The organism is Microbacterium faecale, from assembly GCF_014640975.1.
Classification (GTDB): domain Bacteria; phylum Actinomycetota; class Actinomycetes; order Actinomycetales; family Microbacteriaceae; genus Microbacterium; species Microbacterium faecale.
This window is the reverse complement of sequence record NZ_BMHO01000001.1, coordinates 2,310,342-2,333,016: the sequence shown is the minus strand read 5'-3', so window position 1 is coordinate 2,333,016 and position 22,675 is coordinate 2,310,342. Positions and strand designations below refer to the sequence as shown.

General features: G+C 71.2%; 26 protein-coding genes. 15 read left to right on the top strand and 11 right to left on the bottom strand.

Going from position 1 to position 22,675, the window contains the following annotated elements; all coding sequences use genetic code 11:
• Positions 1-87: 87 nt before the first annotated feature.
• The 3 genes from trmD to IEW87_RS11070 are packed head-to-tail and all read left to right on the top strand — an operon-like array spanning position 88 to position 1,755.
• Positions 88-777: a tRNA (guanosine(37)-N1)-methyltransferase TrmD gene (gene trmD, locus IEW87_RS11080; RefSeq protein WP_188712268.1), complete on the top strand. Its 690-nt coding sequence runs from the start codon at positions 88-90 to the stop codon at positions 775-777.
• Positions 774-1,313, top strand: a complete 540-nt coding sequence (locus IEW87_RS11075) for a MogA/MoaB family molybdenum cofactor biosynthesis protein (RefSeq protein ID WP_188712267.1) — start codon at positions 774-776, stop codon at positions 1,311-1,313. The genes trmD and IEW87_RS11075 overlap by 4 nt, the downstream gene beginning before the upstream one ends.
• Complete coding sequence (locus tag IEW87_RS11070) at positions 1,306-1,755, top strand: molybdenum cofactor biosynthesis protein MoaE (RefSeq protein WP_188712266.1); 450 nt, start codon at positions 1,306-1,308, stop codon at positions 1,753-1,755. Before IEW87_RS11075 ends, IEW87_RS11070 begins: the two co-directional genes overlap by 8 nt.
• Before the next feature lie 5 nt (positions 1,756-1,760).
• Here the strand turns inward: IEW87_RS11070 and IEW87_RS11065 are convergent, their stop codons facing one another.
• From IEW87_RS11065 to IEW87_RS11045, 5 genes are all read right to left on the bottom strand, one after another.
• Positions 1,761-1,994, bottom strand: a complete 234-nt coding sequence (locus tag IEW87_RS11065) for a MoaD/ThiS family protein (protein WP_188712265.1) — start codon at positions 1,992-1,994, stop codon at positions 1,761-1,763.
• Positions 1,991-2,254: a DUF6457 domain-containing protein gene (locus IEW87_RS11060; protein WP_188712264.1), complete on the bottom strand. Its 264-nt coding sequence runs from the start codon at positions 2,252-2,254 to the stop codon at positions 1,991-1,993. The genes IEW87_RS11065 and IEW87_RS11060 overlap by 4 nt, the downstream gene beginning before the upstream one ends.
• 139 nt (positions 2,255-2,393) lie before the next feature.
• A complete protein-coding gene (gene moaC, locus IEW87_RS11055) occupies positions 2,394-2,870 on the bottom strand; it encodes a cyclic pyranopterin monophosphate synthase MoaC (protein WP_188712263.1) in 477 nt (158 codons plus the stop codon).
• Positions 2,867-4,081, bottom strand: a complete 1,215-nt coding sequence (locus IEW87_RS11050) for a molybdopterin molybdotransferase MoeA (RefSeq protein WP_188712262.1) — start codon at positions 4,079-4,081, stop codon at positions 2,867-2,869. Before IEW87_RS11050 ends, moaC begins: the two co-directional genes overlap by 4 nt.
• 85 nt (positions 4,082-4,166) lie before the next feature.
• On the bottom strand, positions 4,167-5,285 hold the full coding sequence (locus IEW87_RS11045; protein WP_188712261.1) for a ThiF family adenylyltransferase: 1,119 nt from the start codon (positions 5,283-5,285) through the stop codon (positions 4,167-4,169).
• A 51-nt stretch (positions 5,286-5,336) separates the two neighbouring features.
• Between IEW87_RS11045 and modA the strand changes: the two genes are divergently transcribed.
• The 4 genes from modA to moaA are packed head-to-tail and all read left to right on the top strand — an operon-like array spanning position 5,337 to position 9,175.
• A complete protein-coding gene (gene modA, locus IEW87_RS11040) occupies positions 5,337-6,068 on the top strand; it encodes a molybdate ABC transporter substrate-binding protein (protein WP_188712260.1) in 732 nt (243 codons plus the stop codon).
• A 35-nt stretch (positions 6,069-6,103) separates the two neighbouring features.
• Positions 6,104-6,919, top strand: a complete 816-nt coding sequence (locus tag IEW87_RS11035; protein WP_229731105.1) for a molybdate ABC transporter permease subunit — start codon at positions 6,104-6,106, stop codon at positions 6,917-6,919.
• A complete protein-coding gene (locus tag IEW87_RS11030) occupies positions 6,916-8,088 on the top strand; it encodes an ABC transporter ATP-binding protein (protein ID WP_188712259.1) in 1,173 nt (390 codons plus the stop codon). The genes IEW87_RS11035 and IEW87_RS11030 overlap by 4 nt, the downstream gene beginning before the upstream one ends.
• Positions 8,089-8,110: 22 nt before the next feature.
• A complete protein-coding gene (gene moaA, locus IEW87_RS11025) occupies positions 8,111-9,175 on the top strand; it encodes a GTP 3',8-cyclase MoaA (RefSeq protein WP_373285114.1) in 1,065 nt (354 codons plus the stop codon).
• A gap of 14 nt (positions 9,176-9,189) precedes the next feature.
• Here the strand turns inward: moaA and IEW87_RS11020 are convergent, their stop codons facing one another.
• The 6 genes from IEW87_RS11020 to map form a co-directional block, all read right to left on the bottom strand.
• Positions 9,190-9,876: a sirohydrochlorin chelatase gene (locus tag IEW87_RS11020; protein WP_188712258.1), complete on the bottom strand. Its 687-nt coding sequence runs from the start codon at positions 9,874-9,876 to the stop codon at positions 9,190-9,192.
• Positions 9,873-11,012: a uroporphyrinogen-III synthase gene (locus IEW87_RS11015; RefSeq protein WP_188712257.1), complete on the bottom strand. Its 1,140-nt coding sequence runs from the start codon at positions 11,010-11,012 to the stop codon at positions 9,873-9,875. Before IEW87_RS11015 ends, IEW87_RS11020 begins: the two co-directional genes overlap by 4 nt.
• On the bottom strand, positions 11,009-12,247 hold the full coding sequence (cobA, locus tag IEW87_RS11010) for a uroporphyrinogen-III C-methyltransferase (protein WP_188712256.1): 1,239 nt from the start codon (positions 12,245-12,247) through the stop codon (positions 11,009-11,011). The genes IEW87_RS11015 and cobA overlap by 4 nt, the downstream gene beginning before the upstream one ends.
• A gap of 1 nt (position 12,248) precedes the next feature.
• The gene (gene nirD, locus IEW87_RS11005; RefSeq protein WP_188712255.1) at positions 12,249-12,641 is read right to left on the bottom strand and encodes a nitrite reductase small subunit NirD; all 393 of its coding nucleotides are present in this window, start codon (positions 12,639-12,641) and stop codon (positions 12,249-12,251) included.
• A complete protein-coding gene (gene nirB / locus IEW87_RS11000; protein WP_373285113.1) occupies positions 12,638-15,214 on the bottom strand; it encodes a nitrite reductase large subunit NirB in 2,577 nt (858 codons plus the stop codon). Before nirB ends, nirD begins: the two co-directional genes overlap by 4 nt.
• 145 nt (positions 15,215-15,359) lie before the next feature.
• The gene (map, locus tag IEW87_RS10995; RefSeq protein ID WP_188712253.1) at positions 15,360-16,127 is read right to left on the bottom strand and encodes a type I methionyl aminopeptidase; all 768 of its coding nucleotides are present in this window, start codon (positions 16,125-16,127) and stop codon (positions 15,360-15,362) included.
• Between the two features lie 253 nt (positions 16,128-16,380).
• Here map and rplS point away from each other — a divergent pair, with 253 nt between their 5' ends.
• The 8 genes from rplS to IEW87_RS10955 all read left to right on the top strand — a co-directional run bounded on the left by rplS (position 16,381) and on the right by IEW87_RS10955 (position 22,668).
• Positions 16,381-16,731, top strand: a complete 351-nt coding sequence (gene rplS, locus IEW87_RS10990) for a 50S ribosomal protein L19 (protein ID WP_188712252.1) — start codon at positions 16,381-16,383, stop codon at positions 16,729-16,731.
• Positions 16,732-16,806: 75 nt separating this feature from the next.
• The gene (gene lepB, locus IEW87_RS10985; RefSeq protein ID WP_188712251.1) at positions 16,807-17,541 is read left to right on the top strand and encodes a signal peptidase I; all 735 of its coding nucleotides are present in this window, start codon (positions 16,807-16,809) and stop codon (positions 17,539-17,541) included.
• Positions 17,538-18,188: a ribonuclease HII gene (gene rnhB / locus IEW87_RS10980; RefSeq protein ID WP_188712250.1), complete on the top strand. Its 651-nt coding sequence runs from the start codon at positions 17,538-17,540 to the stop codon at positions 18,186-18,188. Before lepB ends, rnhB begins: the two co-directional genes overlap by 4 nt.
• 12 nt (positions 18,189-18,200) lie before the next feature.
• Positions 18,201-18,527, top strand: a complete 327-nt coding sequence (locus tag IEW87_RS10975; protein ID WP_188712249.1) for a DUF2469 family protein — start codon at positions 18,201-18,203, stop codon at positions 18,525-18,527.
• Positions 18,528-18,658: 131 nt separating this feature from the next.
• Positions 18,659-19,021 carry a YraN family protein gene (locus tag IEW87_RS10970; RefSeq protein WP_188712248.1) on the top strand — a complete coding sequence of 121 codons (363 nt, stop codon included), beginning with the start codon at positions 18,659-18,661 and terminating at the stop codon, positions 19,019-19,021.
• The gene (locus tag IEW87_RS10965) at positions 19,018-20,553 is read left to right on the top strand and encodes a YifB family Mg chelatase-like AAA ATPase (protein WP_188712247.1); all 1,536 of its coding nucleotides are present in this window, start codon (positions 19,018-19,020) and stop codon (positions 20,551-20,553) included. The genes IEW87_RS10970 and IEW87_RS10965 overlap by 4 nt, the downstream gene beginning before the upstream one ends.
• Positions 20,550-21,698, top strand: a complete 1,149-nt coding sequence (gene dprA, locus IEW87_RS10960; RefSeq protein WP_229731104.1) for a DNA-processing protein DprA — start codon at positions 20,550-20,552, stop codon at positions 21,696-21,698. Before IEW87_RS10965 ends, dprA begins: the two co-directional genes overlap by 4 nt.
• Positions 21,699-21,765: 67 nt before the next feature.
• Complete coding sequence (locus IEW87_RS10955) at positions 21,766-22,668, top strand: tyrosine recombinase XerC (RefSeq protein ID WP_188712245.1); 903 nt, start codon at positions 21,766-21,768, stop codon at positions 22,666-22,668.
• The last annotated feature ends 7 nt before the right edge of the window (positions 22,669-22,675 follow it).

Below are 22,675 nucleotides of genomic sequence, written 5' to 3'. Positions count from 1 at the left end.
CACGATCCCGCCAGGTCCACACGTCTCCGACGAGTCCGCCGCGAACAGCGACGGACTCGTCGGAGACTTGTCGAATAGCATCGGGGGATGCGCATCGATATCGTCACGATCTTCCCGGCGTTCTTCGACGTGCTCGATGTGTCGCTCATCGGGAAGGCGCGCGAATCCGGCGTGCTCGACCTGCGCGTGCACGATCTGCGTGAGCACACCCACGACCGTCATCGCACCGTCGACGACACCCCTTACGGCGGTGGCGCCGGCATGGTGATGAAGCCCGAGCCGTGGGGAGATGCGCTCGACGGGATCCTCGACGACGACGCCGTTCTCGTCGTGCCGACACCCTCCGGAGAGGTGTTCACGCAGCGCACAGCACGCGAGCTCGCGCAGGAGAAGCACCTTGTCTTCGCGTGCGGCCGCTACGAGGGCATCGACCAGCGCGTACTCGACCACTACGCCACCCGCGGACGCGTCAAGCTCGTGAGCATCGGCGACTACGTGCTCAACGGCGGCGAGGTCGCGTCGATGGCGATGATCGAGGCGATCGGACGCCTCGTGCCCGGTGTCGTCGGCAACCCCGAGAGCCTCGTCGAGGAATCGCACGAGACGGGCCTGCTCGAGTACCCGATCTACACGAAGCCCGCCGAATGGCGAGGCCTCGCGGTCCCCGACGTCCTGTTGAGCGGGCACCACCGCAAGGTCGCCGAGTGGCGTCACGCGCAGGCGCTCGAGCGCACGCGCGAGCGCCGACCCGACCTCATCGAGGGATCCGCGGAATGAGCGCGGGATCCGAGCCGGCACGGCACGCGCATCGGGGCACGGGGGCGGACCGAGCGGCACGAGAACACGCCGCGGTCCTGACCGTGAGCGATCGATCCGCCGCGGGAGCGCGCGAGGACCTCGCGGGCCCCGCCGCCGTCGGCGCGCTGCGCGAGGCGGGCTTCGCGTGCGCCGATGCTGTCATCGTCCCGGACGGCGCAGACGCCGTCGCGCGCGGCATCCGCGACGCCCTCGGATCGGGTGCGCGTCTCGTCGTCACGACTGGCGGCACCGGCATCGCGCCGCGCGACGAGACGCCGGAGGGGACACGAGGGGTCATCGACCGCGAGGTGCCAGGCATCGCTGAGGAGCTGCGCCGGATCGGATCCGCCGCCGCGCCGGGCGGAGTGCTCTCGCGCGGTATCGCGGGCGTCGCGGGCGACGCGCTCGTGGTCAACCTTCCCGGATCCCCGAAAGCCGTCGCGGAGGGCATGCCCGTGATCCTCCGGGTCGCCGCGCACGCGCTCGCACAGCTCGCGGGAGGCGACCATGACTGACGCGAACGGACACGGCGGCGAGGTGCGTCGCGCGGCGCTCAGCGCCGATCCGATCGCGCTCGCGGCGCACACCGCGCTCGTCGACGACCCCCGCATGGGAGCCGAAACCAGCTTCGTCGGCCGCGTACGCGACCACGACCCTGACGCGGCCGGCGCGGTGACGGCGCTCGAGTACACGTCGCACCCTGACGCCGAGCGGATCCTCGGGGAGATCGCGGCGCGCGCCGCCGTCCGTACGGGATCCCTCATCGCGGTCAGTCACCGTATCGGTCGCCTCGCCGTCGGAGATGCGGCGGTCGTCATCGCGGTCGCGTCACCGCACCGCGCGGAGGCGTTCGACGCGTGCCGCGCGGTGATCGAGGACATCAAGCGCGAGTTGCCGGTCTGGAAGCGCCAGATCGAGGCCGATGGCACGACCGCGTGGAAGGGCATCGGCGGCTGAGGCGCTTACCCGCCGGCGAAGGGCGGGAGGATGTCGATCGTTTCGGATCCGGTGAGCGGCAGATCGTCGTCGTGGCGTGCGCCGTCGACGAGCACGGCGCAGCGGGGGAGGATCGCGCCGAGACCGGCGTGGTCGGCGACGAGCGCGTCGCGGAGCGCGTCGAGCGTCGTCTCGGACCGCGTCTCCGAGGCCACGCCAGCGGCTTCCTCGGCCGCAGCGAAATAGCGCACGGTCGTCATGCGTCCCACTCCTCTGCGAGTGCCGTGACCTTCGCGATCGCGGCGCGCGCGGCGTCGGGATCGGTGGATCGCCCCGCTGCGAGCCCCGTGAGGAACGTCGTCAGCGGTGCCGCCGGACGCGCCACGCCGTGGGCGATGTCGCGTGCGAGATCGAGCACGAGGGAGATATCGACGTCCGCCCGGCTGAGCCCCAACTCAGCGCATGCCGCGCGGGTCCACTCATCCAGCGCCTCGGGTGGCAGGTGCCTCTGATCGCTCATGGGGTGTTCCCTCCTCGTCGCTCCGATCCTCCCATGCGACGGCGCTTCCGGGGCGCCGAGAGAGTCCGCGAGTGCGTACGCGCCCATTTCGGCGCGTGAAAGGGCGCGTACGCACTCGCGTACGCCGCCATACCCCTACTCACTCGCCGGGGCGGGTCCAGTCGCCGCTGCGTCCGCCGGTCTTGTTCACGATCCGGGCGTTCTCGATGAGCGCCGTGCGGTCGATGCCCTTCACCATGTCGACGACGGTGAGTGCGGCGACGGTGACGGCGGTGATCGCCTCCATCTCGACGCCCGTGCGGTCGGCGGTGCGGCACGTGGCCTCGATCGCAATGCCGTCGTGTGTCACCTCGAGGTCGACGGATGCGCCGTGCACGCCGATGACGTGCGCGAGCGGCAGCAGGTCGGGCGTCTTCTTCGCGGCCTGGATCCCCGCGATCCGCGCGACGGCGAGCACGTCGCCCTTCGGTACCGTCTGATCGCGCAGTGCCTCGATGGTCTCCGCCGCCACGCGCACGAACCCGCGCGCGGTCGCGGACCGCACGGTGGGCTGCTTCGCGGTGACATCGACCATGCGGGCGTGGCCGGCGGCGTCGAGGTGAGTAAAGGAGGTCATGAGACCAGCATGACATCGACGAGATCGCCCGATGCCACTTCCGCCACGTCTGCGGGGACGACCGCGTAGCCCTCGGCGCGCCCAAGCCCGCCGACGAGATGAGATCCGGATCCTCCCGCCGTCGCGGGACGCACACCCGACCCGTCGACGACGATCGGGAGGACCTGCAGGCGCCCCGCCGGCGTGCGCCACCCCGTCGTGGCGGGGAGGGCGAACCGCGGGCGGTCGATGTCGGCGCGCCCTTGCACGCGGAGCAGGGCGGGCCGGACGAACATCTCGTACGACGCCGCGACGCTCACGGGATTGCCGGGGAGGCCGAAGAACAGCGCGCCGGAATCGAGCACGCCGAACCCCTGCGGCTTACCGGGCTGCATCGCGATGCGGTCGAAGCGGATCCGGCCCGCGAGCGCCTGCTTCACCGGTTCGTATGCGCCCGCACTCACGCCGCCGGACGTGATGACGACGTCGGCGTCGACCTCGTTCAGCAGCGCGCGAAGGGCGGCGGGATCGTCGCCCACCGAGGTACGCAGCGTCACGCGCGCGCCGGAATCGGCGACGAGCTCGGCGAGAAGCGCCGAATTGGAATCCGGGATCTGGCCGGGTGCCGGATCCGTCCCGGGTGGCACGAGCTCGGATCCGGTGGAGACGACGGCGACGCGAGGGCGGCGGACGGCGGACACCTCGCGGACGCCCGCCGCGATGAGGGCGGAGAGCTGCAGCGCGCCGACGACCGCGCCTGCGGACAGAGCCACTCGTCCCGCAGCGATGTCCTCGGCGACCCGGCGAATGTGTGCGCCGCGGGCGCGCGGCGGCACGGAGACGGCCGCTTCCGTCAGCGAGTCGCCAAGACCCCCGATGGTCTGTTCGAACGGGACGACGGTATCTGCGCTCGTTGGCACCCGTGCCCCCGTCATGATGCGCGCGGCCTCGCCGGGCGAGAGCGCCGGATCCGCGGCGGACCCCGCCGCCACGTCGGCGACGACCCTGAGCACCGCGGGGGCATCGCGGCTCGCCTCCGCGACATCGGCGTGCCGCACCGCGAAGCCATCCATCGCCGAGTTGTCGAAGGCAGGAATGTCGAGGCGCGATATCGCGTCGGCAGCGAGCGTGCTCCCGACCGAATCCGCGACGGCCAGCTCCTCGGATTCGAGTGGCCGCGCCGCGTTGAGCACCCGCGTCCGGTGCTCCGCGACGGAAATCAGGTCACTCATCGGTGCCTCCCATCCACGAGTCGATGCGGCGCCGAGAACGTCCCGGGGGACCGTCGAGCTGCCGCGTGGCTGGGGATACGGCCCATCACGCGCTGAACCAGGCGCTCAGGCCGCCGGACAGCGAGCGAGACGGGACCCCTGCGCGAGCGAGGGCAGCCGTGGCGCGCGCGGATCGGGCGCCGGCTGCGCAGACGGTGACGACGTCGCGCCCGGCGGCCTCGGCGCGCAGGCGGTCTGCGGCGGCGGCCGGGTCGGCGAGGATGTCGTCGATAGGGATCCACGCGGAGCCGCCGATCGCGGCTTCCGCGCGCTCCGCCTGGCTGCGCACGTCGACAACGAGCGGCGCGGCGTCGGAGCGGAGCCGCGCCGTGAGCGCACCCACGTCGATTTCGGGCATCATGTGCGGGGCGCGCGGTTCGTCGCCGGCAGACCCCGTCGCCCGCGCGCGGAGCGGCACCTCCCGCGTCGTCGATCGGAGCCCATCGATGAGTGCGATGCGGCCGACGAGCGGATCGCCGATCCCCGCGATGAGGAGGATCGCCTGCGTCGACATGATCGACCCGACGTGCATGACGAGCGCGCCGAGGACGCCGACCGCGGCGCACGTCGGCAACTCGCCGGCGGAACCTGGCGGGTAGAGATCGCCGAGTCGCGTCGGCGGGACGCCGGCCGGGGGCTTCGACCAGAACACGGTCACCTGCGCCTGGAACTCCTGTACAACGCCCCAGACGAGCGGCACGCCGAGGCGCTCGCACGCGCTCGCAACGGCCTCGCGCGTCGCGAGCGTGTCGGTGCCGTCCAGCACGACGTCCGCCCCGGAGAGCAGCCGCTCGGCGTTTTCCGGCGTGACTCGCTCGCGGATCTCCGTGACGTCGCACTCGGGCGCGAGGTCGCGCGCGGCGCGCACGGCGGACGCGGTCTTCGCGGACCCCAGGTCGCTCATGCGGTGCAGCACCTGGCGCTGCAGATTCGAGGCCTCCACGACGTCGTCATCGATGATCGTGATCCGCCCGATGCCGGCCGCGGCGAGCGCGAGCACGGCGGGGGAGCCGAGCCCTCCCGCGCCGACGATGGCGACGTGCGCGGCCGCGAGACGGCGCTGTCCCTCGCCACCGAACGGGTAGAGCGCGGCGTGTCGCGCGGTGCGCGCGGCTTCCGCCTCGGTGAGCGCGGTGATCGGGTCGACGAGCGGTGGGAACGCCATGGCTCGAGCGTACCGACGTGACGGGGCCGCAGGGCGCGAGAGGATGGACGCATGCGCCGACCGTGTCTCATTCTCGCCGCGGCCCTCGGCGTGCTCTTTCTCGCGTCGTGTTCTGCGGCCGACGAGACGCGGACGCTGCGCGTCGCGGCGGCGGCCTCGCTGAATGGCGCGTTGGAGGAGATCGTGACGGGCTTCGAGGCCGCCCACGATGGCGTCGAGGTCGCACCGGTCGTGTACGACGGGTCCAGCACCCTGGCAACACAGATCGCGGAGGGCGCGCCGATCGATGTCGTCGCGTTGGCGGACGAAGACACGATGGCGCGGATCGCGGATGAGATGGATCCGCCGCGCATCTTCGCGACGAACGAGCTCGTGATCGCGGTGCCGGCCGGATCGAGCAAGGTCACCGCGCTGGAGGACCTCACGGATCCGGCGCTCGACGTCGTCGTGTGCGCCAGCGCGGTGCCGTGCGGCGCCGCGACGACCCGGGCGCTCGACGCCGCGGGGCTGGTCGTTGCGGCCGCGAGCTATGAACAGAACGTCGCGGCCGTCGCGCGGAAGGTGGCGAACGGCGTTGCGGATGCGGGCCTCGTGTACCGCACCGACGTGGAGGCGGATGATGCGATCGATGCCGTCGATGACCCGCGCTTCGACGACATCGTGAACTCCTATCCGATCGCCGCGTCGGCGAGCGCGGGGGACGACGCGGACGCCTTCGTCGACTACGTCTTGTCCGCGGAGGGACAGCACGTGCTCGCGCGGTGGGGCTTCGGCACGCCATGATGGACTCAACAGCCACTACGACGACGGGGGAACGGATGACGCGCACGGCACGCAGAATGCGCACGCCGCACCCCCGCCTGCTCTGGATTCCCGCGGCCCTCGCGCTCCTCTTCCTCGCGCTGCCGCTTGCCGCCCTCATCTCGCGCGTCGAGTGGTCGACGCTCTGGCGCGATACGACGTCCGAGGCGGCGCTGAACGCGCTCGTGCTGTCACTCGTGACCGCCGGCACGGCGACCGTCGTGTGCATCGTCATCGGCGTGCCTCTCGCGATCTTCATCGCGAGAGCGCCACGCGGAATTGCCGCCGCCGCGCGGATCCTTGTCGCGATCCCGCTCGTCCTTCCTCCCATGGTCGGCGGTGTCGCGCTGCTGTTCCTCTTCGGCGGATCCAGCGTGCTCGGCGGGTGGCTGAGCGACGCGTTCGACGTCGCCCTGCCGTTCACGACCGTCGCCGTCGTGCAGGCTCAAATATTCGTCGCGCTGCCGTTCCTCGTACTGGCGGTCGAGGGATCCGTGCGCACCGCCGGCACCGAATACGAGCGCACGGCGAGCGCGCTCGGTGCGCGCCGGTGGACGGTGCTCTGGCGCATCACGCTGCCGCTTGCGGGCAACGGCCTGCTCGCCGGCGTCATCCTCTGCTTCGCCCGCGCCATCGGCGAGTTCGGAGCGACGGCGCTGTTCGCCGGCAACGCGCCGGGCGTGACCCAGACGATGCCGCTGGCGATCTACACGGCCTTCAACGGATCCGGCGTCGAGCAGGGTGCGGCCGTCGCGCTATCGGTCATGCTGATTGTCGCGGTGCTGCTCGTGCTGCTCGTCACGCGTGCCTGGCGACCCGGGAGCCTCACATGACGGCGTCGGTGATCGCAGGCCGCGTGGTCGTGCGGCGCTCGGCGCGCTTCGAACTCGACGCCGAGCTCGACGTCGGCCACGGCGAGGTGCTCGCTGTCATGGGACCGAGCGGGGCGGGAAAATCCACGCTCCTGCAGGCGCTGGCCGGCGACCTGAGCGTCACGGGTGGCGAGGTGAGGATCGGAGGCGATGTCCTGACGCGTCGGCGCCGCCCGGACAGGCGCCGACGCGGCGTCGTGATGTTAGGGCAGAATCCGCTCCTGTTCCCGCACCTGAGCGCCAGGGACAACGTCGCGTTCGGGCCCCGCGCGGGGCGCATGCCGCGTCGCCGCGCGCGCACCGACGCCGACGAGTGGCTGTGGCGCGTCGGACTCTCTGGCATCGGCGACCACCGGCCGAACGAGCTCTCCGGCGGACAGCAACAGCGCGTGGCGCTCGCGCGCGCTCTCGCCACGACGCCGCGCCTCCTCTTGCTCGACGAGCCCCTGACGTCGCTTGACGTCGAAACGGCGAGCGACATCCGCTCGCTGCTGCGCGAACAACTGGCGTTCACGATGACGCCGACGATCCTCGTGACCCACGACGCGTTCGATGCGGCCGCTCTCGCGCGCCGCATGATCGTGATCGAGGACGGCGAGGTGACGCAGCGCGGCGCCGTCCGCGATGTGCTCGCGCGACCCGCGACGTCCTTCGTCGCCTCCGCGGCCGGCCTCAACCGGTTGCCGGGCACGGCCGACGATGGTGTCTGGACCGGGTCGAGTTTCGGTATGCCGCTCACCATCACGTCGGCCGACAGCGGTCCGCGGCCCGCGGACGGCGACGAGATCGTCGCGGTGTTCCGCCCCGCCGACGCGCGCATTGCGCGAGCCGAGGAGACCACGTGGACGGGTGCACTGCAGGTGGCGCGCTCGGGCGCGGACGATGAGACGCCCGGCGAATGGCTTGCGCGCGTCGAACGCCTCGAACCCGCGCCGGGCGGGGCCCGCGTGCATGTCTCCGAGCCACTCCTCGCCATCGACGTCCCGACGGCCCAGATCGCCGCGCTCGGCATCGCGCCGGGCGATCCGGTACGCGTGTCAGTGCCTCCAGACGCCGTGCGCCTCATCCCGTCAGAGAGTTCCCTCCCCGGCGCGCCGGGCAGCCGGCCACGTCCTACGCTGGAGGGATGATGCGTCGATCGGGGGCGAGCGCGTGAGCGCCGTGCAGATCCGGCTGGGCGAACGGCGCCCGGCCGAAGTGCTGCCGGACGACATGCCGACATCGGGGGCCCTCGTCGACCGGTTCGGGCGCGTGCACCGCGACCTCCGCATCTCGCTCACTGACCGCTGCTCGCTGCGCTGCACCTACTGCATGCCAGAGCAGGGCAACGAGTGGCTCGCGCGGCAGAGCATCCTCACCCTCGACGAGATCGAGCGCGTCGCGCGGATTGCGGCGGCGAACGGCATCTCGACGTTCCGACTCACGGGCGGGGAGCCGCTGCTGCGCCGCGATCTCGCCGACATCGTCACACGCCTGGCGCGCCTCGAGACCGAAACCGGCCCGGTCCAGATCGCGATGACGACGAACGCGATCGGCCTCGATACCCGCCTCGACGAGCTCATCGATGCCGGGCTCGGCCGACTGAACATCTCGATCGATACCGTGCAGCGCGAGAAGTTCCGCGAGCTCACCCGCCGCGATCGCCTCGACGACGTGCTCGCCGGGATCCGCGCTGCCGCGGCGTCGTCGCTGCGACCCCTCAAGCTCAACGCGGTGGCGATGCGCGGCGTCAACGAGGACGAACTCGTGGACCTCGTGCAGTTCGCGCTCGATCACGACGCCCAGATGCGGTTCATCGAGCAGATGCCGCTTGACGCTGGACACACCTGGGATCGCGCGCAGATGGTCACGCGCGAGGAGATCCTCGAGAAGCTCGCGACGAGATGGCACCTCGAACCCGTGCCCGGCCGCGGGGGCGCGCCTGCCGAGTCGTGGCGCCTTGACGGATCCGCTCATACGGTCGGGGTCATCGCGTCGGTCACGGCGCCATTCTGCGGCGCGTGCGACCGGTTGCGCCTGACCGCAGACGGGCAACTGCGCAACTGTCTCTTCTCGAACCGAGAGTTCGACCTCGTGCCGCTCCTGCGCGGATCCGGAACCGACGCGGATATCGAGCGCACCCTGCGCGGCTGCATCTGGCGGAAGCTCCCCGGCCACGCCATCAACGACGAAGGGTTTCTACAGCCCGCACGCGGCATGAACGCCATCGGGGGCTGAACCGCTGTCGCGGATCAGTGCGTGCACGACAGACGTGCGACGCCCTCGCGGAATCGCTCGGCGACGATCTCAGCGACGCGCGGATCCGTGCCGACCGGCTCCGTGGTGACGTCGGCGCCGGCGTTCGCGATGAGGTTCGCGAAGTGGCCGGGCGCGAGCACATAGCTCGCGACGATCACGCGGCCGGCTGTGCCCCGCGCGTGGGCGACCGCGTCCGCGACCGTCGGAGACGCGCCGTAGGCGTAGCCCGCGGTGACGGGAACGCGGAGCCTCGCCGCGAGCTCCGCGCGGACGTCTGAGACGCGCGCGATCGCCTCCGGCCGTGAGGATCCCGCGGCGGCGAGCACTACGCGATCGCTGTGATCCAAGCCCGCGGCGCGCACGCGGTCCTCGAGCACGTCGAGGAGCAGGGGATGCGGACCGAGGGTGCCGGTGGCGACGACGTCCTCGCGCGCCGCGGCCGCGCGGCCGATGTCGACCTGCGTGTGGTAGCCGGGGGAGAGCAACAGCGGCACGATCACGCCCGGTCCCTCGAGGGCTGCGACGACTTCGTCGACCTGCGGATGCTGCACGTCGACGAAGGTCTCGGCGAGCGGGGCGCCGACGAGCTCCGCGGCGCGCTTCGCGAGCGTCGTCACGACGGCGCGGCCGGCTGCGGAATCCGTGCCGTGGGAGCACGCGACGAGTGTGGGAAGCGTCACGCGGGCTCCTCGACCGAGAGGCGATAGCCGCGCTTGATGACCGTGGTCACGAGGTCGGCGTATCCGAGCGATTCGCGCAGGCGCGCGACGGCCATCTCGACGGCGTGCGAGCTGCGGCGAGACCGTGGCAGGACGGAGTGGAGGCGTTGACGGCTGATGACGGCGCCGCCGGCATCGAAGAGCGCGGTGAGCAGCGCCGTGCTCGCGGGCGAGAGTGGCAGGAACTCGCCATCGAGGATCGCCCCCGAACTGCGCACCTCGAGTCGGCCGCGGGGCGTGGTCACGCTCGGTGCCCCGCCGTCGCCGAAGTGCGCGACGACCAGGCGCACGAGCGACCCGAGCCGGCCGCGCGACGCGATCACAGCGGGCACCCCGCGCCGGTCGAGCGGACGTGCCGTGATCGGGCCGACGGCCGCCATGACGAGGTGTCCGCGTGCGGCGCGATCGCGGATGTCGTCGAGCGCGCCGCGGCTTTCGGCGACGTCGAGCCAGGCGTCCGCCCCCGGCGCCGCGGTGAACAGCACGGCATCGACGGACCCTTCGGCCGCCTGCGCCACCGACTGGCGAACGGCCTCCGGATCTACCGGCGGCCCCCACCGGTACACCGAGAGGCTGACGACGGTGGCGCCGTGCGCGCGCAGCAGCTCATCGAGGCCGTCCGCGCCGGATCCGTGATGCTGCACCGCGATCCTCTTGCCCGCGACGTCGCTTGCGAGGAGGAACTCGCCAACCTCCTGCGCGGTCTCGGACGCGGCTGTCCAGTGCACGTCGAACCCCGCTTGCTGAACCGCGCCGCGCGCCTTCGCGCCCCTCGCGACGATCCGCGCGCCCGCGAACGACCGTGCGAGGTCGTCGGCGAGGTCGGCCTCGTGCGCGGCCTCAACCCAGCCGCGGAACCCGACGCCGGTCGTCGCCACGACGATGTCGGGGGCCGAGTGGATCAACGCGTGCGTCGCATCGAGGAGCGCCGCATCGTCGATGTGCGGGATGATCGAGAGGGCGGGCGCTCGCTGAACGGTCGCGCCGTGGCGTTCGAGGGCTGCCTGCAGTTCGCCCGAGCGGCGATCCACGGCGACGACGACGGAACACCCCTCGAGAGCGGACGACAGCGGAACGGGCGCGACGATGGGCGTCATCCAGGCGTTCCCTCGCGCGCCGCGACGGCGTGCGCGGGGAGCAGGAGATCGGGGCGCGCGACCTCGCCGATGACGATGACGGCGGGATTGGCCACGCCGGCCGAGCGGGCGGCATCGCCGGCGTCACCGAGCGTTGCCCTCGTCGTACGCTGCCGGATCGTGTGCCCGTTCTCGACGAACGCGACGGGCGTGTTCGCGGGGATTCCCGCGTCGAGGGCCGCGCGGGCGATCCCGTCGAACGCGCGCACTCCCATGAGCATGACGGTCGTCACGGCGGGATCCCTCAGCGACGCCACGGTGGCAGGGGAGAGCCCCGACTGCCCGTTGATGACGTGCACGCTCGAGGCGACGCCGCGGTGCGTGACAGGGATCCCCGCCGCCTGCGGCACCGAAACCGCGCTCGTCACGCCCGGCACGACGTCGACGGGAACGCCCGCGGCGAGGCAGGCCGACACCTCTTCGCCGCCGCGCCCGTAGACGAACGGGTCTCCGCCCTTGAGTCGCACGACGCGTTTCCCGGCGCGGGCGTGCGCAATCAGCAGATCGTTGATGCCGTCCTGCATGACAGTGTGATGCCCTGGCGCTTTGCCGACGTGAATGACCTCGACGTCCGGTTCGAGCTCGTCGAGCACGGCGGTCGCGCCGAGGCGGTCGGCCACGACCACGTCGGCCTCAGCGATGAGTCGGCGCGCCCGCAACGTCATGAGGTCGACGGGGCCCGGCCCGCCGCCGATGAGGGCCACGGATCCGGCAGCGTCGCCGCGCACGCGGCGCAACGGCGCGCGGCCGGATTCGAGCAGCTCACGCACCGAGCGGTGGACGCGCGCGGTGCGGCGCGGATCCACGCCGGCGTCGCTCGTGACGCCCACGAGGACGTCGCCCGCTCGCGATTGCGCGGTCATCCGCGCGGATCCGTGAGCGCCGACAGAGGCGTTGATGCAGAAAGTCCGCCGCGCCTCACACCACGCTGAGACCCGGGCGTCGACCGCGCTGTCGCCCGTCGCGGTGTGCACGAGCCACGCGCCATCGAGGTCGGACTCGACGATCGCGCGAGCGTGCCAGGGCACGTCGTGATCCGCGATGAGCTGCTGCGTTTCGGCGGCGAGGTCGGGCGCGACAACCAGCACGTCGGCGCGCTCGTCGAGAAAGCGGCGCAGGCGGCGTGCGGCGACGCTTCCGCCGCCCGCGAGCACGACGCGGCGGCCGTCGAGAGACACTCCGAGCATCGTGGTCATCTCACGCCTCCTCCCATTTCACGAACACCTGACCGTCGTCCACCGCGACCGCAAACGACGTGATGTGGCGCTCGTCGTGGCCATGCGTTTCGACGACGGTTCCGGTGCGCAGATCCCACGACTGCTTGTGCAACGGGGAGGTGATCGTCGGAATCACCGCGCCGCCTGCGAACGCCGCCGTCCCGACGATACCGCGAGAGAGGACGTGCGCACCGCTGTACGGGTCATAGTTCGACACAGCTCGCACGGTGCCGTCGGCGAGCAGGAAGAGCGCGATCTGGGTGTCGCCCACGAGCGCCGCCCGCCCACGCTCCACACTCAGCTGCTCGAACGCGCACAGGCGCACCCACCGCGCGGCGCGCACGGGTGTCGTCGGATTCGTCACCATGGTCATTGCCGTACCTCCAGTGTCGTACCCGCGATCATCACGGATCCGGATTGCCGCTCCTCGTCGGACGCGGGGCGCACCTGCCCGCGTTCCGCCACATAGGCGAGGGACGGATCCGGGGTGGTCGGTGCGTTGACGAACGAGTGGAATCTCGTGAGCTTGTCGGGATCCTTGAGGGTCGCCGCCCACTCGTCCTCGTAGGCGTCGACGTGTCGCGCCATCGCGTCGTCGAGGTCGCCCGCGATGCCGAGCGAATCATCGATGATGACCTCGCGGAGGCCGTCGAGCCCGCCGTCAAGATCCGCTAGCCAGGGCGCGGTGCGCTGGAGGCGGTCGGCCGTGCGGATGTAATACATGAAGTACCGGTCGATGGTGCGGATCAGGGCGTCGTCGTCGAGGCCCTCTGCGAGCAGCTGCGCGTGACGTGGCGTGAATCCGCCGTTGCCGCCGACGTACAGGTTCCAGCCGTTCTCCGTCGCGATGACGCCGGCGTCCTTGCTGCGGGCCTCGGCGCACTCGCGCGCGCAGCCGGAAACGCCCAGCTTGAGCTTGTGGGGCGACCGCAGGCCGCGGTAGCGCAGCTCGAGACGCACCGCCATGCCGACGGCGTCGAGCACGCCGTACCGGCACCAGGTGGATCCGACGCACGACTTCACGGTGCGCAGCGACTTGCCGTACGCCTGGCCGGATTCGAAGCCCGCCTCGACGAGGCGGCGCCAGATGTCCGGGAGCTGTTCCAGACGGGCGCCGAACATGTCGATGCGCTGTCCGCCCGTGAGCTTCGTGTAGAGCCCGAAGTCGCGCGCGACCTCGCCGATCACGACGAGCCCGTCCGGCGTCACCTCGCCTCCGGGCATGCGGGGAACAACCGAGTAGGAGCCGTCCTTCTGCATGTTCGCCATCACGTGGTCGTTCGTGTCCTGCAGCGCCGCGGATTCGCCGTCGAGCACGTGTTCGCCCACGAGTCCGTGGAGGATGCTGGCGATCGTCGGCTTGCACACGTCGCAGCCGCGGCCGCGGCCGAATCGCTCGAGGATTCCGCTGAACGTCGTCTCGCGCGAGACCACGATGGCGTCGTAGAGCTGCCGGCGCGACAGATCAAAGTGTTCGCACAGCGCGCTGCTCACGGACTTTCCGAGTGCCGTGAGCTCCTGCGCGGTGATCTTCTTCACCATCGCGAAACAGCTACCGCACGTCGCGCCCGCCTTCGTGCAGGCTTTCACCTCGCCCGCGTCGGCGCAGCCGTCCTCGTGCACCGCGCTGCGGATCCGGCCCGCCGTGACGGACGAACACGAGCAGACGATCGCCTCGTCGGGGAGCTCGCCCGCCGGGGCCTCCATGCCGCCGGAGGGCAGGAGATACGCAGCGGGATCCGCGCCCAGTGGCCTGCCGACGAGGGGACGGAGGGCGCCGTACGACGCGGCGTCGCCGACGAAGATCCCGCCGAGGAGCGTGGACGCGTCGTCGCTGAGGACGAGCTTCTTGTACACGCCGCCGACCGGATCCGTGTAGACGACGTCGAGCGCATCCGGCGCGGTGGCCAGCGCGTCGCCGAAAGAGGCGACGTCGACGCCCGAGAGCTTGAGCTTCGCCGAATCGTCATACCCGGGAAACGTCGCGGAACCACCGAAGAGGCGGTCGGCGGCGACTTCGGCCATGGCGTAGCCGGGGGCGACGAGGCCGACGCAGCGCCCATCGAAGGCCGCGACCTCACCGATCGCCAGGATCCGCTCGTCGGAGGTGCGGCACGTGTCATCGATCCGTACGCCGCCGTCAGACTCGCACGCGAGCTGCGCCTCGCGCGCCAGGGCGTCGTTCGGCCGCACGCCGACCGTGAAGACGACGACGTCCGTTGGCTCCCGGGAGCCGTCGTGAAACTCGAGACCGGCGACACGGCCCGTGCGGTCGGCGTCGATGCGCGTCGTGCGCGTCGACGTGCGCACCGTGATGTCGCGGCGCTCGATGAGGCGCCCGAGAACGTCACCGCCCGCGCGGTCGAGCTGCGCCGACATCAGGTGGGTTCCGGAGTGCACGACGGCACCGTCGACCCCCAGCTCCTGCAGCGCGCCGACGGCCTCCAGGCCCAGCAAGCCGCCGCCGATCACCTTTCCCGTGAGCGGGCGCCCGAGCTGACGCTCACGCTCGGCGACGTATTCCCGTAGCGACGACAGGTCGTCGATCGTGCGGTAGACGAAGCACCCGGGAAGGTCTGCCCCCTCCACGGCTGGCCTGGCTGCGGAGGATCCGGTGGCCAGGACGAGAGTGTCGTAGGGCACCGTGGCGCGGCTTGCGGTGAGGACGGTCGCCGCGCCGCGGTCGATGCGGATGACCGGATCGCCCGCGAGGAGGTCGACGCGGTGGTCGTCGAAGACGCTGCGGTCGAGGGTCAGGTCGTCCGGGGTCGCGCCCGAGAGGAACGACGTGAGCGCGACGCGGTCGTAAGGGCGGTGGGGTTCCTCGCCGATGACTGTGACGGTCGTCGCGGTGTCGGCGCGCGCGAGAAGGCTCTCCACGAAGCGGTGCGCGACCATGCTGGCACCCACGACGACGACGCGGTGTGGGGGAGATGTCTCGGTCACGTGGTGCTCCTGCCTCGGGCGTCTTGTCGGTGACACCCACGGTAGGAACGCCGTGTTTCCGCGACGGTCGCGCGATCGTTTCCTCGGAACGACGAAACCCTCACACCAGGCCTGGGCGAGATGTGAGGGTTTCGTCGGGAGAGGGCTATCTGGCCGTGAGGACGATCGGGCCGTCTTCGGTGATCGCGATCGTGTGCTCGCTGTGTGCTCCACGGGATCCATCGGCGCTGCGGAGCGTCCAGCCGTCGCGCTCGTCGGTGACGAGCTTGTCGGTCGTCTGCAGGAACCATGGCTCGATCGCCACGACGAGCCCCGGCTTCAGGGGGAAGCCGCGTCCGGCGCGACCATCGTTGGGGATGTGCGGGTCTCCGTGCATCGTGCGACCGACGCCGTGGCCGCCGAAGTCGGTGTTGATGCTGAGACCGTCACCCCGGGCGACGGCGGCGATGGCGGCGGAGATGTCGCCCACCTTGCTGCCGGTCTGCGCGGCCGTGATCGCGGCCTCGAGCGCGCGCTCGGTCGTGTCGATGAGCGCGAGGTCCTCATCGCGCGGCGTGCCGACGACGAAGGACACAGCGGAGTCGGCGACCCAGCCGTTGATCGACACGGCGAAGTCGAGCGTGACGAGGTCTCCGTCGCGCAGCGTGTAGTCGTAGGGACGCCCGTGCAGCACCGCATCGTTGACCGAGGTGCAGATGACATGACCGAACGGACCTGACCCGAACGACGGCGCGTAGTCGAGGTAGCAGCTCTCGGCACCGGCCGCGCGGATCATCGCGTGGGCGCGTCGATCGATCTCCAGCAGGTTCATGCCGACCTTCGTCTCTTCGGAGAGGGTCTGCAGCGTCTCCGCGACGAACCGTCCCGCCGGTCGCATAGCCTCGATCTCGGCGGGTGTGCGCAGCTCGATCATCTGGTGTCCTTTCGGGTCGCTGACCATTCTCGCGCATGTCGACCGGGCGGGTCCCGAGAACGCTGTGAGCGGTGGAGCGCGCATGTGGCACAATAGACGTTTGTGCCGTGGCCGGCGCGCCCGTTGGTGCGTCCGGTTTCGACTCTGCCACAGGGGAGTCGAGGATCTGTTCGTCAGTTCGGCTCTCATGCGCACCGCGATCTCCTGACCTTTTGCGCGGGCGACCTGTGGCGGCCGCAGGAAGCGAACCATCATGAACATCATCGATGCCGTCGACGCAGCATCGCTGCGGACCGACGTCCCGGAGTTCGGGCCAGGTGACACCGTCAAGGTGCACGTCAACATCATCGAGGGCAGCCGCTCCCGCGTCCAGGTCTTCCAGGGCGTCGTGCTCGGTCGCCAGGGTGGTGGCGTGCGCGAGACCTTCACCGTGCGCAAGATCAGCTTCCAGGTCGGCGTGGAGCGCGTGTTCCCCGTGCACTCGCCGATCATCGACAAGATCGAGGTCGTCAGCCGCGGTGACGTGCGCCGTGCGAAGATCTACTACCTGCGCGGCCGCACCGGTAGGCGTGCGAAGATCCGCGAGAAGCGCGAGAACGTCTGATCGTCGAGCGATCGTGACTGAACGCCCCGCGACGCTTCCGTCGCGGGGCGTTCGACGTATGGGATCCTGAAGGCGATGACAACAGAAGCAGAGACGGCCCCGGCAGACGACCGACCGGGCGGACGCGGAGTCCTGACGTTCCTGCGCGACGTCGTCATCATCATCGTCATCGCTGCCGTCGTGTCAATGCTCATCAAGGCCTTCGTCGTGCGGTCGTTCTACATTCCGTCGGCATCGATGGAGGACACGCTCATGACGGATGACCGGATCCTCGTCGACGAGTTGACTGTGAACTGGACGGGGTACGAGCGCGGCGACGTGATCGTGTTCGCGGATCCGGGCGGCTGGCTGCCCGATCCGGGTGGCGAAAGCCCCGGCGGACTCGCCGGCGCGATGAACTGGCTGCTCACGGCCATCGGCGTCTCGGCGGCCGATTCCGAGGAACATCTCGTCAAGCGCCTCATCGCTCTGCCGGGCGACCACGTCGAATGCTGTAACGCTCTCGGCCAGCTCACTGTCAACGGCGCGGGTGTCGACGAGCTCGATTACCTGCGCCTTCCCGACGGATCCACGCGCGCGTCGATGACCGACTTCGACGTCGTCGTTCCGGACAACGCCGTCTGGGTCATGGGAGACAATCGCAACCGGTCGCAGGACTCCCGCTACCACGACACGCAGCCCGGCGGCGGGTTCGTCCCCGTCGACAAGATCGTCGGCCGCGTCGTCCTGCGCACCTGGCCGCTGTCGCACTTCGGCCCGCTCGACGATCGCACCCCGGCGTTCACCGGCGTTCCGGAGTCCGACCGATGACCCCGGTCGCTCCCACGCTCGACCTCGAGCGACGTCTGCTCGACACGGCGCCGCTCGTGATCGGCCTCGACGAGGTGGGCCGGGGAGCTCTTGCCGGGCCTGTCACCGTCGGGGCCGCGGCCATCGACCACGCCGTCGCGGCGACGGCCGTCCCGGAAGGGCTGCGCGACTCGAAGCTCGTCACTGCCCGTCGACGTCCCGATGTCGCCGCGCGCACCGCCGAGTGGGTGTGCGGCAGCGCCCTCGGGTGGGCGACTCCGGGCGAGGTCGATGAACATGGGATCCTCGGAGCGCTCGGTCTCGCGGCCGTACGCGCCCTCGGGGCGCTCCGCGCCGGCGGGCTCGACGTGCCGTCGGGCGTCGTGCTTCTCGACGGCAACCACGACTATCTCTCACCCGTGGCGTCGACGATGATGGGGCGCCTCGACCTGCGGACCGTCGTGGGAGGCGACCGCGACCGCGCGTCGATCTCGGCGGCCTCGATCGCCGCGAAGGTCGCGCGCGATGCGCTGATGGTCGACCTCCACGACGCCCACGCCTCGTACTCCTGGGACCGCAACAAGGGCTACGGCAGCGCAGCGCACCGTGCGGCGATCCGGGAACGCGGCCTGACCGACCATCACCGACGTTCGTGGGCAATCGCCTAGGCTGGGGACACCATGGATGAGGACTCCTTCGAGGAATTCGACCGCGAACTCGAACTCGCGCTGTATCGCGAGTACCGCGATGTCGTCGGCCAGTTCCAGTACGTCGTGGAGACCGAGCGACGGTTCTATCTCGCGAACGACGTCAACGTCGTGCGCCACGACACCGAGCACGACTTCTACTTCGAGCTCACGATGCGCGACGTGTGGGTGTGGGACATCTACCGCGCCGACCGCTTCGTGACGTCGGTGCGCGTGCTGACGTTCAAGGATGTCAACGTCGAGGAGCTGCCGCGACGCGACTTCGAGCTCCCCGACGACCTCTCGCTCGGCAAGAGCTGACGCCCCTCGGCGTGTCGGCGAGGCCGTCTGGCTCGTCCACAGCCCGTCGGATTTACGACCCGTCCGCAGCGCCCCCGGAATGACGCGGGAGCGCTGATCCGCTCGTCGCCGAATCGCGGCACCGTGAGGTCATGCCTCACAACCTGACCCTGGGACGCGCGGGAGAGGATCGCGCGGCCGAACTGCTCATCTCCGACGGCTACATCGTCGTCGACCGCAACTGGCGGTGCGCGTCGGGCGAGATCGATCTCGTCGCCGTCCGGCGCGACGTCGTCGTCATCGTCGAAGTCAAGACCCGCACGAACCGGCGTTACGGTCACCCGTTCGAAGCGCTCGACGCGCGGAAGACCGCGCGTCTGTGGCGCCTGGCGCACATGTGGGCCCGGGTGCATCCGGACGTCGCTCGCGGGCGCCGGCTGCGCGTCGACGCGATCGCGATCACCGGATCGGATCCCGTCTCTGCGGCGGTGGAGCACCTGCAGGGGATCTCGTGATCGTGGTGCGGACGTGGGCGGTCGCGCTCACGGGCCTGCGCGGCACGCTCATCGAGGTCGAGGCCGACATCACGCAGCATCGGCCCGATTTTCGTCTCATCGGGATGCCCGACAAGGCGCTCGGCGAAGCCGTCCGGCGCGTCACGAACGCGTGCGAGAACAGCGGGCTCGCGCTGCCGGACCGGCGCCTCACGGTCAATCTGTCGCCAGCCAGTTTGCCCAAGCAGGGATCCGGGTTCGATCTGTCGGTGGCACTCGCGGCGCTGGCGACCGACGGTCGGCTCGATCCCGCGTCGCTCGCTGGCACGGTGCACATCGGCGAGCTCGGGCTCGATGGCCGCGTTCGCGCAGTGCCCGGCGTGCTCCCGGTCGTCCTCGCGGCGGTCGCCGCCGGTCGGCCGCGCGTCGTCGTGCCCGAGAGGAACCGCGCGGAGGCCGAGCTCGTCTCCGACGCCGAGATCATCAGCGTGCGCACACTGGCCGAGGCGGCACGGCTGCACGGGGCCGAGATCGACGACCCTGTTCTCAAAGGCCCCGAGGCGCCGGCCACCAGTACCGAGTCGGACGTCACGGCGCCGGAGCCGGACGTCGATCTCGCCGACGTCGTCGGGCAGCCGGAGGCGGTCGATGCGCTGCTCGTGGCCGCGGCGGGCGGTCACCATCTGCTGATGTCGGGGCCTCCGGGCGCGGGCAAGACGATGCTCGCGCGGCGACTGCCCGGGATCCTTCCGGCGCTGACCGACGAGGAGGCACTCGAGGTCGCCTCCGTCCGGTCGCTGACGGGGGAGCGCATCGCGGCGTTGACGCGACAGCCCCCTTTCGAAGCGCCGCACCACTCCGCCACCCTCGCGGCGCTCGTGGGAGGCGGATCCCGTCGGGCGAGTCCCGGGGCGATCGCACGGGCCTCGCGAGGCGTGCTGTTCATCGACGAGGTCGCCGAGGCGCCACGCTCTGTGCTCGACGCCTTGCGTCAGCCGCTCGAGAACGGAATGATCGCGATCCATCGGGCGGGCTTCACCGCCAGCTTTCCCGCGCGATTTCAACTCGTGCTCGCGATGAACCCGTGTCCGTGCGGCGAGTTCGGCGTTGCGGGCGGGGTCTGCACCTGTTCGCCCGCCGAGGTGCGACGCTACGCAGCGAAGCTCTCCGGGCCACTGCTCGACCGGATCGACATCGACCTGCGATTGCGGCGCGTGTCGCGGGCTGACGATGCGCCGGGCGGCGTGACGAGCGCGGAGGCGAGGCGTCGGGTGACGACGGCCCGCCAACGCGCGGCCGAGCGCCTGGCCGAAACGCCGTGGGTCACGAACGGTCAGGTGTCGGGCACGTGGCTGCGAAAGGGCCCCCGCCCGCTGCGGGGCGAGGCGCGTCGCACGCTCGAATCCGCGCTGGAACGCGGCTTGCTGACGTTGCGTTCGCACGATCGCGTCGCCCGAGTGGCATGGACGGTCGCCGATCTCGAAGGGCGCAACGAACCGGTGGCGAGCGACGTCGGACGGGCGCTCTTCTTGAAGAAGGGGGTGATCGCGTGACGCGGCGGCTTGAGGTCGGCGACCTGATCTCCCACGACGTGCGCCGGGAAGCGGCCGCCTGGATCGGGACGGGCGATGAGGACGCGGTCGCGCGTGTCGCGTGGTCGGTTCTCATCGAACCGGGCGACGGCGTCGCCGGCGAGGCGATTGCGCGCTTCGGGCCCCGCGCGGCGCTCGACAGGGTGACGACGGCACCCCGCGGTGCGGACATCGGCAACGCCCTCGACCGGTGGGCCTCGCGATGGGACGCCGGTCTCGTGCGGGACGCAATCGCGGCGGCGCGGCGTCGGCAGATCCGGCTGCTCCTCCCTGGCGACGCCGAGTGGCCGGTCGGCCTCGACGACCTCGGCCCGCATGCGCCCGTGTGCCTCTGGGTGCGCGGCGAGGCCGAGGCGTTGGCGCACGGCCTCTCGGCAGGTCTTGTGGGAGCACGCGCCGCTACTGGTTACGGCGAGCACGTCGCGACCGACCTCGCGAGCGCTCTCGCCGACGACGACGTCGTCATCGTCTCCGGCGCGGCGTATGGCATTGACGGCGCCGCTCACCGCGGGGCGATGCGCGTTGGAGGTCGCACGGTGGCGTTCGTCGCGGGCGGCGCGGACCGTGTGTACCCGGCGGGGCACGCGCACCTGCTGCAGCAGATCACCGAGCGCGGTGCCGTCGTCGCGGAGTGTCCCCCGGGCACCACACCGACGAGGTGGCGCTTCCTGTCGCGCAACAGGCTGATCGCGGCCGTCTCTGCAGCGACAGTGGTGGTCGAGGCCGGCGGGCGCAGCGGCAGTATCAACACCGCCGGACACGCGGCGGCACTCGGGCGCCCGCTCGGGGCGGTCCCCGGCCCGGTGACGAGCTCGACCTCGGCGGGCTGCCATCGCCTGCTGCGGGAGTACGACGCGATCTGCATCACGAGTGCGGGGGACGTCAGAGAGCTGCTCGGCGCAGGACCGGACCCACAGCCGCTCGCCTACGAGGCCCCGGAGACGATCCGCCTCGCCGATGCGCTCAGCAGACGGCGGGCTCGTACGGTCGACGAGCTGGCTCGTCGCAGCGGGCTCGCACCGGCAGACGTGGTGGCGGCGCTCGGGCTCATGGCACTCGCCGGGTCTGCCGAGGCCCGCGAGGACGGCTGGGTCTCCGCGACGTGACGTCGGCGCCCGAGCCCTCCGCGCGTGGTGCCGCGCGTCGGGGCGCAGTGGGGGCCAGACTGGACTCATGCTCCTCACCCAGGCGGTCGACGCGTTCACGGCTCACCTCGCCGACGTGCGCCGCCTGTCACCGGCCACCGTCCGCGCCTATCGCGCCGACCTGGCGGACCTTGCGTCGACGGTCGGAGACGTCGAGATCGCTGAGGTCGACCTCGAGCATCTGCGCGAGTGGCTGTGGCGCGCGGCGAAGCGCGGTGACGCGCGTTCGACCCTGGCGCGTCGAACCTCGTCTGCGCGCGGGCTATTCGCGTGGGCGCTCGAGGCGAGCGCCGTGCGCACGGATCCGAGCCTGCGCCTTGTGACTCCGAAGCGCGGACGCACGCTGCCGCGCGTCGCCACCGCCGACGGACTCGAACAGATGCTCGCGCGCGTCGGTGAACGCGCCGCCGAGGGCGACCCCGTCGCGCTGCGTGACCACGGCGTGCTCGAGCTGCTGTACGGCACCGGGATCCGCGTGGCCGAGCTGTGCGGCGCAGATGTCGACGATCTCGATCTCGGACGGGCGACCGTGCGGGTGACCGGCAAGGGTGACAAGGAGCGGGTGGTGCCGTTCGGGGGCCCCGCACGTCGAGCGCTGGATGCCTACCTGACGCGTGCGCGCCCGGTTCTGGCCGCGCGCCGGGACGGCGCGACGGCTGCCGTCTTCCTGGGCGTCCGGGGTGGCCGGTTAGGGCCGCGAACCGTCTATGACCTCGTCGCCCGCACGCTCGGTCCGGTCGTCGGATCCGCCGCGGTCGGCCCGCACGCGCTGCGTCACTCCGCGGCGACGCACCTGCTCGACGGCGGCGCGGACCTGCGTGCCGTGCAGGAGCTGCTCGGGCACGCGAGCCTCGGAACGACGCAGGTGTACACGCACGTATCATCGGAGCGACTCTCCGCCGCGTACCGGCTCGCGCACCCACGCGCCTAGCGGCCGC